The organism is Vibrio chagasii (assembly GCF_024347355.1).
GTDB classification, from domain to species: domain Bacteria; phylum Pseudomonadota; class Gammaproteobacteria; order Enterobacterales; family Vibrionaceae; genus Vibrio; species Vibrio chagasii.
The window spans coordinates 1,448,915-1,465,791 of record NZ_AP025466.1 but is presented as its reverse complement, the minus strand read 5'-3'; the positions used below and the strand labels follow the sequence as shown (position 1 = coordinate 1,465,791).

General features: G+C 45.3%; 11 protein-coding genes. 8 read left to right on the top strand and 3 right to left on the bottom strand.

All coding sequences use genetic code 11. From position 1 onward, the window contains the following. Positions 1-96 precede the first annotated feature (96 nt). Both OCV52_RS22295 and OCV52_RS22290 read left to right on the top strand, forming a co-directional pair. Positions 97-567, top strand: coding sequence for a TetR/AcrR family transcriptional regulator (locus OCV52_RS22295; protein ID WP_137406212.1), 471 nt, complete (start codon positions 97-99; stop codon positions 565-567). Between the two features lie 261 nt (positions 568-828). Continuing rightward, on the top strand, positions 829-1,299 hold the full coding sequence (locus OCV52_RS22290; protein ID WP_137406211.1) for a TetR/AcrR family transcriptional regulator: 471 nt from the start codon (positions 829-831) through the stop codon (positions 1,297-1,299). An 81-nt stretch (positions 1,300-1,380) separates the two neighbouring features. Here OCV52_RS22290 and glgB read toward each other — a convergent pair whose 3' ends face one another. The 3 genes from glgB to OCV52_RS22275 all read right to left on the bottom strand — a co-directional run bounded on the left by glgB (position 1,381) and on the right by OCV52_RS22275 (position 8,551). After that, a complete protein-coding gene (glgB, locus tag OCV52_RS22285; RefSeq protein WP_137406210.1) occupies positions 1,381-3,564 on the bottom strand; it encodes a 1,4-alpha-glucan branching protein GlgB in 2,184 nt (727 codons plus the stop codon). A gap of 176 nt (positions 3,565-3,740) precedes the next feature. Next, positions 3,741-5,921, bottom strand: a complete 2,181-nt coding sequence (gene malQ, locus OCV52_RS22280; protein ID WP_137406209.1) for a 4-alpha-glucanotransferase — start codon at positions 5,919-5,921, stop codon at positions 3,741-3,743. A 176-nt stretch (positions 5,922-6,097) separates the two neighbouring features. Further along, a complete protein-coding gene (locus OCV52_RS22275) occupies positions 6,098-8,551 on the bottom strand; it encodes a glycogen/starch/alpha-glucan phosphorylase (RefSeq protein ID WP_137406208.1) in 2,454 nt (817 codons plus the stop codon). Between the two features lie 567 nt (positions 8,552-9,118). On the opposite strand from OCV52_RS22275, the gene malT reads away from it, so the two are divergent. The 6 genes from malT to rsgA all read left to right on the top strand — a co-directional run bounded on the left by malT (position 9,119) and on the right by rsgA (position 16,702). Further along, a complete protein-coding gene (gene malT / locus OCV52_RS22270; RefSeq protein ID WP_137406207.1) occupies positions 9,119-11,827 on the top strand; it encodes an HTH-type transcriptional regulator MalT in 2,709 nt (902 codons plus the stop codon). Positions 11,828-12,389: 562 nt separating this feature from the next. Next, positions 12,390-13,310 (top strand): DUF368 domain-containing protein, encoded by a 921-nt coding sequence (locus OCV52_RS22265; RefSeq protein ID WP_137406206.1) that lies wholly within the window; start codon positions 12,390-12,392, stop codon positions 13,308-13,310. 196 nt (positions 13,311-13,506) lie between these two features. Next, positions 13,507-13,947: a hypothetical protein gene (locus tag OCV52_RS22260; protein WP_008215856.1), complete on the top strand. Its 441-nt coding sequence runs from the start codon at positions 13,507-13,509 to the stop codon at positions 13,945-13,947. Then, positions 13,944-14,540 carry an SCO family protein gene (locus OCV52_RS22255; protein WP_137406205.1) on the top strand — a complete coding sequence of 199 codons (597 nt, stop codon included), beginning with the start codon at positions 13,944-13,946 and terminating at the stop codon, positions 14,538-14,540. Before OCV52_RS22260 ends, OCV52_RS22255 begins: the two co-directional genes overlap by 4 nt. A 148-nt stretch (positions 14,541-14,688) precedes the next feature. Further along, positions 14,689-15,147, top strand: a complete 459-nt coding sequence (locus OCV52_RS22250) for a copper chaperone PCu(A)C (RefSeq protein ID WP_063525377.1) — start codon at positions 14,689-14,691, stop codon at positions 15,145-15,147. A 490-nt stretch (positions 15,148-15,637) separates the two neighbouring features. Continuing rightward, a complete protein-coding gene (gene rsgA, locus OCV52_RS22245; RefSeq protein WP_137406204.1) occupies positions 15,638-16,702 on the top strand; it encodes a ribosome small subunit-dependent GTPase A in 1,065 nt (354 codons plus the stop codon). Positions 16,703-16,877 lie beyond the last annotated feature (175 nt).

The following is a 16,877-nucleotide window of genomic DNA, read 5'->3' as shown; positions in this document are numbered from 1 at the left end:
ATAAAGTAACCGTTTCCTCACATCTTCGGTTTGAATTCTAATTTAGAAACTCTTAATATTCCTTTTACAGAATGTTGCGCGAAATAGAGATTTGTAATGGCTCGAATTACCCAAGTACAGAAACTAGAAAACCAAAAGCACTACGATGAGATCGTACTAAGCCTTTTTCTAGCTGAAGGACATGAAGCACTAACTTATGCAAGGATTGCTCAGGAAATTGGCATTAGTTTAACAACGCTTCAGGGTTACTACCCATCAACTCGTGCTATCCGCTCCGTGTTACACCAACACATGCTATCGATTGTTATAGAGAGTCTAGACTTCTCATCTGAGGAAGCGTTTGTTCAATCATGGCAAAACGCTCTCGATGATGAACAGTTCCGATACGTGATCAAGTTGATGTTCTTTCATGCATCTCAAGTTAAAAGCCCTGAAGAGTTCAATATCAGCTCAGATGGCGCATTTAAGAGTAAAATGCTCGAGAGCTTTGGAACTGACTCCATTAGGATTATTGAAACCGTAGTAGGACGCTCTATGCTCTACCTTACGAACTTCCGACAGCACTGAGCAAATACATCGTCAATAAAAAAGGGGCTTTAAAGCTCCTTTTTCATACCTAAAACACAAGCAACTGAAGAAGGCTGCACAATCAGTGCGTCCATTTTTATATCCTTTTATGGACAACTTATAAACCTCGTGATTAAAGCTAGTTTAACGCTATCACGTATAAATCTACCGTTATTTATTTGCTCACCGCGCCTTACATACCTGAATTTCCCTTACATACCAAGACTTTCCCAATATGAAATAGACAACTATAATTTATAAATGTCTCGAATTACTAAAATACAGAAGCTAGAAAATCAAAAACATTACGATGAAATTGTACTCAACCTTTTTCTTGCTGAAGGTCATGAAGCACTAACTTATGCAAGGATTGCTCAAGAAGTTGAGGTTAGTATAACGACGCTTCAGGGCTATTACCCAACGACTCGTGCTATCCGCTCCGTATTGCACCAACCCATGCTATCTATCGTTATAGAGAGCCTAGAATTCTCATCGGAAGAAGCCTTTCTTCAGTCTTGGCAAAACGCTCTCGGTAATGAACAATTCCTATACGTGATCAAGTTGATGTTCTTTCATGCATCTCAGGTTAAAAGCCCAGAAGAGTTTAATATCAGCTCAGACGGTGCATTTAAAAATAAAATGCTCGAGAGCTTTGGAACTGACTCTATTAGGATTATTGAAACCGTAGTAGGACGCTCTATGCTCTACCTTACGAACTTCAAGCAGCACTAAACAAGATACTGTCAAATAGAAAAAGGGAACCATAAGGTTCCCTTTTTTGTATTATCTACGCGCGCATTGTGCCGGACTACATTACGGGTTCAGCTTGTAAAAAATAGTCGACAATGGCGGTAGGCGAAGCTCAATCGAGGTATTCAGCCCTTCACTCTGAACGGCTTCGATTTCGACAACCTCTTTCACGTCATAACCACTGCCGTTGTATTTAGTATCATCAGTATTGAGTAATAGGCTGTACTTGCCTTGTGCCGGAACACCTAGGCGGAAATGCTCATGTGGTACTGGCGTAAAGTTCGAAACCACTAGTACGCGTTCACCTGATTCACTGATACGTTCATGAGCCAAGACACTCGCCTCTGCAGAGTCTTGAAGACGCCATTCAAAGCCTCGTGGGTCGAAGTCAAGATCGTGCATCGAAGCTTCATTACGGTAAAGATGGTTGAGGTCTTTGGTTAGCTTTTGGACACCTTGATGACGTTCGTAGTCTAATACGAACCACTGCAGTTGATCATCATGGTTCCACTCTGCAGTCTGACCAAACTCGGCCCCCATAAAGTTAAGCTTCTTACCCGGTTGTGCGTACATGTAACCCATGTATGCGCGTAGGTTAGCCGTTTGCTGCCACTCATCACCAGGCATCTTGTTATGGATAGAACCTTTACCATAAACCACCTCATCGTGAGACAGTGACAATACATAGTTCTCACTGTGTGCGTAAACCAGCGGGAAAGTAATCGTATCGTGGTGGTATTTACGGTTAATTGGGTCTTCCTGAATGTAAGACAAACTGTCATGCATCCAACCCATATTCCACTTAAAGCCGAAACCTAAACCGCCCATGAATGTTGGTGCAGATACACCTGGGAATGCTGTTGACTCTTCCGCGATGGTCATTGCGTTCGGGAAATGTTTGTAGACCTCTTCGTTCATCCATTTCAATGTCGCGATGGCGTCATAGTTTTCGTTGCCACCATCAACATTTGGAATCCATTGATCATGACTACGTGAATAATCGAGGTACAGCATTGAAGCTACGGCATCCACACGAATACCATCAATATGGAATTGCTCGAACCAGTACAGCGCGTTTGCCACTAAGAAACGACGTACGTGTTCGCGACCTAAGTCGTAGATGTAAGAGTTCCAATCTTGATGCCAACCACGACGTGGATCTGGGTCGTGAAACAGCGGTGTACCATCGAAGTTAGCCAAGCCGTGATCATCACTTGGGAAGTGTGCTGGAACCCAGTCAAGTACAACGCCTAGACCAGCTTGGTGACATTGGTCGACAAAGTATTTGAAATCATCCGGAGAACCAAAGCGGCTCGTTGGTGCGAAAAGCCCAACAGGCTGGTAGCCCCATGAACCATAGAACGGGTGTTCTGAAACTGGCATCAACTCGACGTGAGTGTAACCAAGCTCGGTGAGGTACGGAATTAGCTCTGCCGCTAACTCACGGTAGTTTAGAAAATCACCTTCAGCATTACGCTTCCAAGAACCAGCATGTAATTCATAGAACGACAGCGCTTCTTTACGCTTCTCTGTCACTGGGCGATTTTGCCATTTGGCATCTTGCCACTCATAACGAGCGTGATCGTAAGTCACAGAAGAGAACGAAGGGTACTGCTCAGAGTAGAAACCCCATGGGTCAGCCTTGTGAGGTAAGCCTTCACCATTTGGTCCTTTTAATTCGAACTTATATTGAGCGCCCTCTTCCAAGTCTGGAATGAATAAGCCCCAAATACCGTAGTCCAAACGTTGCATAGGGTGGCGGCGACCGTCCCACGAGTTGAAGTTACCGACTAAGCTAGCCGCTGTTGCATGCGGTGCATAAACCAAGAAGCGAGTACCAGAAATTGTCTGACCATCACGCTCTAGCGTAACAAACTGAGCCCCCATGTGATGGTACATATCTTTAGGTGTGTGAAGGTCTTCATAGCTCGCGTACAGATCATGATACTGGTAAGGATCATCGATGATCTGCTCTACTCCCGCCCAATCAACTGCGAGCTTATAGTGAGTAAAACGCAAGTCTCTTTCTTGCTTAAGAATGAATCCACTTTCATCCTCTCGCTCTAACTCAATACGAGGTTCCTTTCCAACAATCAACTCGACTTTATCTGCCCCAGGGATCCATACACGTAATGCACCTTGCTCTGAAGGTAAGTATGGCCCTAAAAACGCAAATGGGTCAGTGAAACAAGCCTGTGATAGTTGGGTATATATTTGTTTTTGCTTTGAAATCGAACTTAGTTCCAAAACGTTTCTCCCTAACCAAACATCCAAAAAATATAATACAAAAATGCCCGCTATTAGTGCGGGCAATATAACGACAATTTATTCTACCAGATGAGCATTCATTATTGAGTGACCAAGGTTGTAGTTTCGTACGGCGTAAGCAAAAAACCACCTATTTTCAAAGCCACTCAAACTCATCATTTACCTGCTTTTTCTCGAACTTCTGTGAGCTTAGAAGCAATTCGATTCACGCCGTCATGAGCAAAGATTTCGTCTAGGTTCATCGATAGTTTACGACGCCAATTCGGGTACTCATCTACCGTGCCAGGAATGTTTACTGGCTGGTCCATTTCTAACCAATCTTCCAATTGAACACTTAGCAATGTTGAGCCACCAGCAGCAACGTGTAACTGCAATGCTTCAGCAAGGTAAGAATCCATTGGTACTTGGCTCGCGTCACGGCCTACACCTTCAGGTAAGAAACCATGCCATGCCACAGAGTCTAGGATACCTTGCTTACATTCAAGACGGTCATCAAACAAGCCGTTCAGCTGCTCCTGATCTGGGTACAGACCAATCTCTTGACCCATTTTCAGGTCATCGCAGTGCCAGAAGCCACGTAGTGTTGGCATATCGTGAGTACATAGTGCCGCCATCGACTGTTCAGCATAATGAGCAGGTGAGATGAAACCACCATCTTCTTCTGATGTTTCGAAGAAAAATACCTTGTACGAGTGAACACCCGCATCAGCCAAGATATCGACAATCTCATCCGGCACAGTACCTAAATCTTCACCGATAACGCTACATTGGTAACGATGAGATTCAAGAGCAAGAATCGACAGCATGTCTTGAACTGGATAGTAGATGTAAGCACCTTTCGTTGCATCTTCACCTTTTGGAATCCACCATAGACGAAGCAGACCTAATACGTGGTCAATACGCAACGCACCACAGTGCTTCATGTTTGCTCGAAGCAACTTGATGTAAGCGTCGTAGCTTGTTTCTAGAAGCACTTCTGGGTTCAGTGGTGGTAAGCCCCAGTTTTGGCCTAGAGGACCAAGGATATCTGGTGGAGCACCGATGCTCGCATCCATTACTAGGTTGCCTTCGTCAGCCCATGTCTCGCTGCCTGAATCTGCAACACCAACCGCTAGGTCTCGGTACAGACCAACCGCCATACCTTTCTCTTCAGCAAGCGATTGAGCATCGTTGATTTGGCAATTTGCTAACCATTGCAGGTACATGTAAAGATGCACTTGCTCTAGGTTCTCTTTGATGTATTTCTGTGTTGCTGGGCTGTCGAATGTGCGGTATTTCTCAGGGAATACCGGCCATCCCCACATACCAGAATCTTCAGCATGCAGTTCACCGTGCAGTGCATCAAACGCCGCTTGGTGCATCAGGCTATCGCCGCCCTCTTCCACAAATGCTAGGAAGGCTTGTGCACGATCGCTGTTCTTGTCTAGGTGACGAGTCTTAAACTCTGCGAATAGCAAAGGCAAGATACTCATCTTCAACTCAGACACTTCGGTGTAGTTCACCCAGTGTGCATCACGAGCTTTCTGTAGGCGTTGTTGGAACTCTGCGCTGCCTACAGTTTGTTGTGCTTCTGCACTTAATGCGAATTCAGGTACTGAGCTCACATCAATGTATAAGATGTTCAACCAACGACGTGACGACGGGCTGTACGGGCTCGCACCTTCAGGGTTCGCAGGGAACAATGAGTGAATCGGGTTTAGGCCGACAAAGTCACCGCCGCGAGACGCGATATCAGCAACCAACTGTTTTAGGTCACCGAAATCACCAATACCCCAGTTGTGCTGAGTTCTTAGTGTGTAAAGCTGAACACTTGGCCCCCAAAGCTTTTTGCCTTGCTCAATTGGAGACTGCTTGAAACACGCTTTTGGCGTAATGATCAGTGTCATCTCGTAAGGCTTCTTACGGCGCTTACGGCTCACAATTAGCTTGTGATAACCCCATGCCAAATCACTTGGTAATGCAAACACTAAAGGGCCACCCTCGGCACGCTCATCACGAACGACTTGAGATTGAAGATAGCCTTCGAGTACCTCTCCTTGCTCGGTTTCTAAGCGCCAGCTGAACTCGCTTTCACGAGCACTAACACCTAAATTCAGCGCCACTTCTACTGGCTCACCATCACGCAAGACAAGAACTGGGTCTAGTACATCTTTTTTGTGTTTTCTTTCTGCTGACTTTAATAGTGCATCATCGCTGCTTGTATCGTAGCCCAATGAAGCCAATAGAGACGTAATAGTTTCGTCTGATACCTTTGCTTCATCGCCCCACGCACTAACGTAACTATCGGCAATGTTTGCCATTTCTGCGACTTGTTTTAATACGGTCTGTTCTTTCATCGCTCTCTCCGAAAACGTTCTGACGCTTTCAATTTTTGTAGGGTTGTTTATTTAATTTTTTACTAATCAATTAGCTTGTGACAATCAGATTGTAAGCATTGCTATCGGATAAGCCGTCTGTTTGCTCACAAGCTAATTGAGCCAAGGCAGAGGCTGCCTTGGCTACATGGGAACTATTAACGGTTAACCGCTTCTAGTTTCCAGATGTTGTTCACGTAGTCGCGGATAGAGCGGTCTGATGTGAACTTACCAACCAATGCTGTGTTAAGAATCGCTTTCTTAGCCCAACCCGCTTGGTCTTTGTATTGCGTGCCCATGTCTTCATGCGCTTTCACGTAAGAAGCAAAGTCAGCAAGACATAGATATGGGTCACCACCATCTAGCAGGCTGTCAAACGTTGCACGTAGAAGGCCTGGTTGACCTGGTGTGAACTCTTCACCTGTTAGTAGATCAAGTGACGCCTTCAGTAGTGGGTCTGCATTGTAGTAATCGTATGGGTTGTAACCCTGAGCTTTCAGTGCTTGTACACCATCAACGTCTAGACCGAAGATGTAGATGTTCTCATCACCCACTTCTTCACGGATCTCAACGTTCGCACCATCCATCGTACCGATAGTTAGAGCGCCGTTTAGAGCCATCTTCATGTTACCCGTACCCGATGCTTCTTTACCCGCTAGCGAGATTTGCTGAGAAACGTCAGCCGCTGGGATGATGATTTCCGCCATGCTTACACGGTAGTCAGGGATGAATACCACCTTAAGCTTGTTACCGATGCGAGGATCGTTGTTGATCTTCTCCGCAACCTTGTTCACTGCGAACATGATCTCTTTCGCTAGGTGGTAACCCGGTGCTGCTTTTGCTGCGAAGAAACATACGCGTGGCTCACACTCAAAACCAGGTTCGTTAAGGATACGGTGGTACAGAGATAGAATGTGAAGCAAGTCTAGGTGCTGACGCTTGTACTCGTGCAGACGCTTGATTTGAACGTCGAAGATAGCGTTAGTATCTAGCTCGATACCCATGTTTTCTTGAACCCAATCAGCAAGACGCTGTTTGTTTTCTTTCTTAACAGCCATGAATTCTTTTTGGAATTTCGGGTCTGTCGCGTACTTAGCAATGCCTTCTAGCTGCTCAAGTTTCGCAGGCCATTCTGAACCGATCTTATCTGTGATTAGCGCAGACAGACCTGGGTTACAGAACTTCAACCAACGACGTGGTGTAATACCGTTTGTTACGTTAGTCAGTTTACCTGGGAAGATTTCGTTGAACTCAGGGAATAAGTCTTTCTTAACTAGCTGAGAGTGAAGCGCTGCTACACCGTTTACCTTGTAAGAGCCAATTACACATAGGTTTGCCATGCGAACCATGCGGTGGAAACCTTCTTGGATGATAGAAAGCTTCGCTTGCTTCTCACCGTCACCAGGCCACATCTTACGAACTTCTTGCAGGAAGCGGTGGTTGATTTCAAAAATGATTTCCATGTGACGTGGAAGTAGACGCTGGATTAGCGACTCAGACCAAGTCTCTAGAGCTTCTGGAAGTAGAGTGTGGTTCGTGTATGCAAATGTGTGTGCACTGATTTCCCACGCTTCATCCCAAGATAGGCCGCGCTCATCGATAAGAATGCGCATTAGCTCTGGGATCGCGATTGTTGGGTGCGTATCGTTTAACTGGATAGTCTCTTGCTTAGGAAGATCCGCTAGAGAGAAGCCTGCTGCTTCGTGACGACGTAGGATGTCACGTACAGACGCTGCAGAGTGGAAGTACTGCTGCATTAGACGAAGCGTTTTACCCTTCTCGTGGTTATCGTTCGGGTATAGAACCTTAGTAATGTTACCCGCATCGATTAGCGCATGTTGTGCTTCGAAGTAGTCACCGTTGTTGAAGCTTGCTAGTGAGAATGGTGCAATTGCCTGGCATTCCCAAAGACGCAGTGGGTAAACCGTGCTTGACTCGTAACCAACGATTGGTAGATCCCATGGCATTGCTTTTACTTCCATACCTGGAACCCAAGTACGCACTTCTTTACCGTCAATGTATTCAACTTCAACATGACCGTAAAAACCAATGTGTTGCGCAAGTTCTGGACGAGCGATTTCCCATGGGTAGCCTTCAACGCCACGCCATGCATCCGGTGCTTCTTTTTGACGCCCGTCTTCGAAAGACTGCTTAAATAGACCGTACTCATAGTGTAGGCCGTAACCTACTGTTGGGAATTCTTGTGCTGCACAAGAGTCCATGAAACATGCTGCTAGACGACCAAGACCACCATTACCTAGTGATGGATCACGTTCTTCTTCTAGAAGGTCCGTTAAGTTCTGGCCTAACTCTTCCATTGCATGCGTGATCTGTTCGTACAGACCCATGCTGATTAGGTTGTTACCCGTTAGACGACCAATCAAGAATTCTAGCGAAAGGTAGTTCACGCTCTTCGCATTTTTGATTTTCTCGTCATTTTCAGTTTCTAACAGGTCAAATGTTGTAAGTTCGGCTAACGCGCGACCCATTGCTAGGTACCATGCGCGGCTATCTGCGTTTTCTATAGTAGTTGCGTAGGTTGCAGATAGATGTTTCTTAACGCTTTCTTGGAACGACATTTTATCGAAAGTTTTTTGCTGAGTTGGTTTCATTTCAGAAATCTCGCTTTTAATAGTTCTAATTCATCTGTGACATATCGTGCATGGTCACCAGAAACTAAACATCCTCCCGCTAACGCGCCAAACAAGGAGTAGATGGGAGGGCGTAGGGGGCGTACCGACATAGGGTTAGTGATCTGACTCTCATGTTCTGACTTCGAACAAAAACTTGGAGTGACTAAGATCACAAGCTCCCGTTCGATAACTTAACTTCGGTTGATGTGATTTTTATTTGACCTAATCAGAGTCATTGTCAAATCTGAGTTTCAGATCACGAAAATATTTTCCGGGTATCATCTTTTGCATTAAATGCAGTGCAAACAGAAACAAAGTCACATTATCGAACCACCACATTTTGTGAGAAAAGTCACAAATAAAGGGCGTAGAGACTCAAAAACATGCAGGAGTGCAAGGTTTCTGCGGAGGATCATAGTCGGTGTCGTTTTGCTTCACGTAATATGAGTAAAGACTTAAGTAATTAGGCTAGTGTCATTGGACAGCACTCAATGCGTGCTTGATAGATTCCAGACCATAGCCACGGAATAGGTGTAAAACTTCGACATGTGGATCCCTTCGAAACTGACTCGTCCCGGCCGCTTACACAATGCAATTCTGCGTCCTAGGGTTCTCGATCTGCTTCAGAATGCAGATTGCTATAAACTCGTACTGTTCCGCTCCCCAGCTGGATACGGCAAGACCACCATGGCTGCCCAGTGGTTGGTAGAAAAACCTAACGTAGGTTGGTATAGCATCGATGATAGTGACAACGATGCCTTCCGTTTCATCAACTACCTACTTCAATCACTCAATAAAGCGACGCAAAACGCCTGTCCTAATGCGCAAAAACTGGCAGAGAAAAGACAATTTTCATCGCTGCATTCTCTATTAAGCGAAGTCTTCGCCGAGATGTCTGAATTCCATCAGGAATGTTTCCTTGTATTGGATGACTATCACCTGGTTAACAATGACGACATCCACGAAGCCATGCGCTTTTTCCTAAAGCACATGCCCGACAACCTAACGCTTGTTGTGACCAGCCGCGGCACACCGCCACTGGGTACAGCAAACCTTCGCGTTCGTGACTTAATGATCGAATTAGGCAATGACTCTTTGGCATTCGATACCGAAGAGACGACACGCTTCTTTAATCAGCGCGTTGCCGATGGTATTGATGACACAACCGCCGATAGTATTTGTAGTTATGTCGAAGGTTGGCCTTCTGCGTTGCAACTTATCGCCCTTCAAGCACAGCACCAAAAACGCACACTGGCGCAGTCTGCTGAGTCATTCTCTCACTTCAATCATGCTCACTTGTGGGATTACTTGGTTGAAGAAGTCTTCGACCTGCTGGACAAAGAAACCCGCCAGTTCTTGATGCAATGTTCTGTACTTGATCACTTTAATGATGAACTGGTATGCGCGCTTACTCAGCGTGAAGACGCACTCGGTATGATCGAGTCTCTAAACCGATTTGGTCTGTTCATCTACCCTCTTGAAGGTGAGAAGAACTGGTATCGCTTCCACAACCTGTTTGGTGAATTCCTTGCTCATGAACGCCAAGCTCGCATTCCGCAACAAGAAGCTGAATTACACCGCAGTGCAGCAAAAGCCTGGATCAAAAAGAAAACACCTCACCAAGCCCTACGTCACGCACAGCGCGCCGATGATCCTGATTTAATTGTTAAGATCCTCAGTGAACACGGTTGGCAAATGTTCAACCAAGGCGAATTGTCATCACTAGAAATGGCGATCAAGCAGCTTACAACCGATCAGCTCTACAGCGAGCCAAAACTGTCGATGCTACGGGCATGGCTAGCGCAGAGTCAGCACAGATATGATCAGGTGGGCACCCTGTTAGAAGAGGCAGAAACTCAGTATCAAGCACGAAACATCGAGCTAGATACTCAACAACAAGGCCAGTACAACGCCTTACGTGCACAGGTAGCCATTAACAGCAACGAACCAGAGAAAGCACTCGAACTCGCAGAGCTTTCTCTAAGCCAGCTTAATACCACGGTTTATCGCAGCCGCATTGTGGCAACCTCAGTTGTTGGCGAAGTCAATCATGTCATGGGTAACCTGAGCCGCGCTCTACCAATGATGCAGCAAACTGAGAAGTTGGCTCGCCAGTATCAGGTTTACCATCAAGCACTGTGGGCGATTCTTCAACAAAGTGAAATCTTGATTGCTCAAGGCTACGTTCAAGCGGCATTTGAATTGCAAGACAGCGCGTTCAAGTTGATTGAAGAACATCAACTTCAATACGTACCTCTACATGAATTCTTGCTACGCGTACGAGCTCAGATCTTCTGGTGTTGGAACCGTTTAGATGAAGCGGAAGAGTGTTGCTACAAAGGCTTAGATATCCTCGGTCACCACTCTCCAAGTAAACACCTTCATAGTTACTCAATGCTAGCTCGTATTTCATTGAGCCGTGGTGAGATCGACAAAGCGTCGAAGTTTATTGACCAGATCCAACACTTGTTACGCCAATCAACCTACCACGTTGACTGGACGGCGAATGCTTCACTGTCTCTGATCTTGTTCTGGCAAGTGAAAGGCGATAAAGATGCAATCCGTGACTGGCTAAGCGTTGCTGTAAGACCGGAGTCTGCTAGCAACCACTTCTGTCAGCTTCAGTGGCGAAACATCGTGCGTGCTCACATTATTCTTGAGCAATATGAAGAGGCTGAAGAGGCATTAGCATTCTTAAAGAGCGAAGCACAGCGCTCACACTTGATTACCGATACGAATAGAAACTTGATCGTCGAGGCTGTTTTACGCACGCAAATCAACGATGAAGACAGCGCACGTGTATTACTTGAAGAAGCCCTACACATGACCAACCAAACAGGCATGGTCGGTAACTTCTTGGTCGATGGTGGCACTATCGGACATATCTTAGATAAGTTGAGCAACAAGCCAGGCCTAGGTGATTTAGAACGTCACCGAGCACAACAAATCATGAAGGATATCTCGACCACTCAGCGCAGCCGCTCAGTTCACTTTGATGAAGACTTTGTTGAAAACTTGGTTAATCACCCAAACATTCCTGAACTTGTACGTACCAGCCCACTCACTCAACGTGAATGGCAGGTACTGGGCTTGATCTACTCTGGCTTCAGTAACGAGCAAATCGCTCAAGAACTGGATGTAGCAGGCACCACGATCAAAACTCACATTCGAAATCTTTATCAGAAGCTCAACATTGCTAACCGTAAAGAAGCGATAAGCACAGCAGAGAATTTGTTGCAGTTAATGGGTTACTAAACGGATTCGAAATTCGAGAAAACACAAGCTGGTCACCGACGGTGGCTGGCTTTTTTTTCACCTGAAATTCAGAGCCTGAAAGTATAGAGGCGGGAGTAGAAAAAGGAGAACACCAAATGACAGGCAAAAAAATAGCCAACCGCAATAATCGCGATTGGCTCTATATATTTGTGAACAAATCATAGGTTCACTAACAACGTCAGTTGGCTAGGTGACCCTCGGCTTAAGAAGGGTCGATTAGTACTATGCAGTTAGCGTGCCAACTTTAATTAGGCATTTTATAAGCCCTGCATCGCATAAAAGCGGCTAATTTTACATGCGAATTGCAAAGTGCATTTGCATAATGCAATCAAGATGCAATATTGATAAGAGACCAGTTTCATCCCTAGCATTAATGATAAATTACTAAGTGACTGTATTTTAAATGTTAGGCAGATATTCACATCAACGTATTGCCTTACAATTAAGAGAGTAAGAAAAGCACCTTCTTAGTAGCATATTCATACTTTTTTGACAGCAAAGTTTGTATACTGCACGAAATCACCCTCAACTCTATGAAGCAATGAACTACTTAAGTACTTTTTTCAAAGGCATGGCCATGGGCGCGGCTGACGTTGTCCCAGGCGTTTCAGGCGGAACCATCGCATTCATCACAGGTATTTACGATACGCTTTTAGAAAGCATTCGCAGAATTAACCCTAGCGTACTTGGTTTATGGAAGCGCGAAGGCTTCAAAGCCGCGTTTAACCACATCAATGGCTTTTTCCTAATTTCATTATTCGCTGGCGTGTTCACCAGCATTGCGACATTCGCAAAACTGATTTCTTGGTTATTGGTCACCCACCCAGTTCCACTGTGGTCTTTCTTCTTTGGTTTAATCTTGGTGTCGGTTTTCCACATTCTTAAGCAAGTAGAAAAGCGCGATATGATTCGATTCGTCTTTCTACTGCTTGGCGTTGCCTTCGCTTATAGCATAACTGTGCTTAAGCCACTGCAAATGGAGCCAACCAGCATCAACGTCTTAATTGCGGGTGCAATTGCTATCTGCGCGATGATTTTACCCGGTATTTCAGGCAGCTTTATTCTGCTCCTGATTGGCATGTATGGCCCAGTGCTTGGCGCCGTTAAATCATTTCAAGTCGATGTACTTGCGCTATTCCTTGCGGGCTGTGTGCTCGGACTGCTGACTTTCTCACATGTACTGTCTTGGCTATTGCGTTCATTCCGCGACTTCACGCTTGTGTTCTTAACTGGTTTGATGATCGGTACGCTGCCTAAGATCTGGCCTTGGAAAGAGACCATCAGCTGGCGCATCAACTCTAAAGGTGAGCAAGTGCCTCTCATTCAAGAGAACTTGTCTCCATTTAACTTCGAAGCCGTCACCTCTCAGCCTTCTCAACTGACCTTGGCTGTGATCATGATGTTGGTTGCCATCGCATTAGTTCTTGGCTTAGAAAAGTTTGCCGAGCGCAATGCTGACTAACCTCTAACAATCGAGCGGCATTTCGCATGTAGGGTGCTTTCCTTAAATAGCGACGTGTCAGTAAATTGAATCAAAGCGAAGCTACTGGCTTCGCTTTTTTATATCTACCATACGCACAAAATTGCTTTTTGATACAAGCACGTATTGAGTGGTGTGATACCATCGCCGTTCTTATAAAATCAAATGAGAACACGACATGCACCCAGCATTAAAGGTTGCTGCGCTCGGTATTGCGCTGGTCGCTGGCTTTTATGGACCACAGGCAGTCGAGCAATTTAAATCGGTAGTAGAGAGCCACTCTCCTGACGTCAACTTAGATGACTACTGCATGCTTTCAACAACATCGTGTGAGCAAGACAGCGTTGCTATGACCCTTGAGCATGAAACAGCTCAACCTCTAGTCCCAACAAAAATCAAAGTGGTGTGGGAAGGCGCGGCCTCGGAAACCTTGATGCTATCGCTGACCGGTTTAGAGATGGAAATGGGCTCAGCACGTTTCCAATTAAAAAATACTGGTAACAACATCTATGAAGGTGATGTCATTTTGCCCGTGTGTACCATGGATCACATGACTTGGCTTGGTGAGCTCACCGATGGTGTTGAAACCGTAAAACCTGCAATAAGGATGACAAGATGAGTAAGAATTGGTCGCTAGCGCTGGTTGTAGCGTTTGTACTTGGCTTTGGAGTAAAAAGCTATCTCGATGGTCAAACAGAGGCTCAAGAGCAACACGTTGAAAAACAACAATTCTCCGAAACAACGCTTTTTGGAAAAGACAACCAACCAATAAAACTCTTTGACGAAACCGATGACAGAATTCGTATCGTTTACTTTGGCTTCACACGCTGTCCTGACGTTTGCCCAACGTCACTAGCGATGCTAGCTGGAGCCCTCAACCAAATCTCTGATGAATCGAAAGCCAAGATTCGCCCGATGTTTGTTTCTCTCGATCCAGAGCGCGATGCCGCGGAAGCGTCATATAAATACGCGCAGTACTTCAACCCAATGATTGAAGGGATGAGTGGTCCATTGGATGTAACCACGAATCTGGCGCATAAATACGGTGTTATTTTCAGAAAGACACAGCTTGAAGATTCAGAGCTAGGATACACACTTGACCACAGCTCATATTTCTACTTTTTAAAGCCCAACGGTACCTTGATTACTAAAGTACCGCACACGTTGACGCCTGCACCAATTGTTGAAGCGATCAACACATTGACGCGTTAGAGTGCTAAGAAACTCTAGAAGCTCTAGAAGCTCTAGAAGCTCTAGAAGCTCTAGAAACAGCGTGTACAAAAATAAAGAACTCAACCAATAGAGTTCGAAACGTAAAGTCAGGTCCCAGACCAACACATAAAACAATAAGGACAACAACATGAAGTTAAAAGCACTTGCTCTAGCAGGCTTATTGCTCACTCCTCTTGCTCACGCAAAAAGCGACATCATGGTACATGACGCGTACGCTCGTGCGACACCGCCAACAGCGGTGAACAGCGCAGTATTTACGACCCTAATGAACCATAGTGACAAAGATCGCGCTATCGTTTCTGCGACAACACCAGCTGCAGGTAAGGTAGAGCTTCATGATGTTATCGTTGAAGGTGACGTGATGAAAATGCGTCAGGTTCAACAGATCACAATCCCTGCTAATGGTGAAGCCGTACTTAAGCCTGGCAGCCTGCACATTATGTTATTCGACCTTAAAAATGGTCTAAAAGAAGGTGAGCAGATCGAAATGACACTGACTTTCGCGAATGGCGAAACACAAACTTTCGAAGCACCTATTAAGAAAGTGATGAGTGGCATGAAAAAGATGAATCACGATCACCACTAATTGTAGAAACTGATGCTCATGAGGCTTATTAAGAGTCGCAACACATATCGGTAAAAAATTAGACAAAACAAGCCACGATGACTTCTCGCCATCGTGGCTTTTTGTTAAAATTTGCTCGCTTTCTGTGCAAAGCGTGACCACATTAATAACCAAGGAGAATAGAAGATGATTGTAATAAAAACACTAAAACTGGCAATAAAAGTCATGCGTTAATTTTGTTTGGTTAAACCAACTTTAATCTCGAACTACCAACATTAAACCACCAGCTGGCTACCGCACACTTTTACCCGGTTTACACCTGATCAAAGCATGCTCACTACGCATGAATCAATCCGGGGTCCTATCTATTTGAATTCGAACCAAACTCTAACGCATTTTTGACGTCACGACGCTTTTTGAGCTTGTAACGCTTCTGGTCTCACCAACGATAAGAGATCTCACAAGAAGTAAATGCTCCCATAAGAAAGCTCGCACGTCTGGGTAAATAGACATGAATTCACAAACTACACTTTCTCATCCAATATCACTTCAACAACTTGGATGGCAACCTGTATTTCAACAACAACTAACACTTGAAGATTACGACCATTCAGTAATAGCACGTATCACCGCGCACCATCGCATTGGCTACACATTGGCGTCTGAGCAGGGCGAAATCACTTTACCCATTCATCACAACCAACCCGCAATGACCGTTGGCGATTGGGTAATATTGAACTCTGAACTGCAATTCGATCGCTTACTCGAACGCCAATCGCTCTTTAGCCGAAAAGCTGCGGGCAGTCGTGTTGCTGAACAATATATTTCAGCCAATATCGACACAGTGTTTATCGTGGTTTCATTGAACAACGACTTTAATCTGAGTCGCATTGAACGCTATCTAGCACTTGCCAATGAAGCCCAAGTTGAAGCGGTTATCGTCCTAACTAAGAAAGACTTGTGTGACGACTGGGAAGACAAAGTACGACAGGTACAAAGCTTAGACCCGATGCTCATGATCGAAGCGGTCAACAGCCTAGATCAAGACTCAACCCAAGTACTTTCACCTTGGTGTAAAACCGGCAAGACCGTCGCGCTAATGGGCTCTTCTGGTGTGGGTAAGTCAACTTTGGTTAACTCATTGCTAGGTGAAGCATCGCAGGCAACTGGTGGTATTCGTGAAGACGACAGTAAAGGACGTCATACAACGACATCACGATCGCTCCACTTGCTCGAGTCAGGTGGCTTGCTACTCGACACTCCTGGAATGCGAGAGCTACAACTTGCAGACTGCGCTGAAGGCGTAAGTGAAACCTTTTCAGACGTAGAAGAGTTAGCAATGCACTGCCGCTTCTCTGATTGTCATCATGAATCAGAGCCGGGATGCAAGATAAGGGCTGCTATTGAGAGTGGTGAACTGTCTGAAAGACGATTTACTAACTATCAAAAGCTACTGAGAGAACAAGCAAGAAACGGCGCTTCTCTAGCAGAGCAACGCGCTAACAATAAGCAGCTGTCCAAAATGTACCGAAACGTACAGTCAGAAAGCCGCAACATTAAGAAAGGCTCTGCTTAAACAGTTGACGCATGGCCGCGAGCTAAGTTCATAGCTCATCGTTTAACTGAAAACTTCAAGCCCCATGATGTTTATCGCAAGGGGCTTTTTTTCAACGTGATGGGGAAGCGACTATTTACGCACACAATGTTCTCACCAATCGCCATTTACACCCTCTAATTTACAGTATATTAGC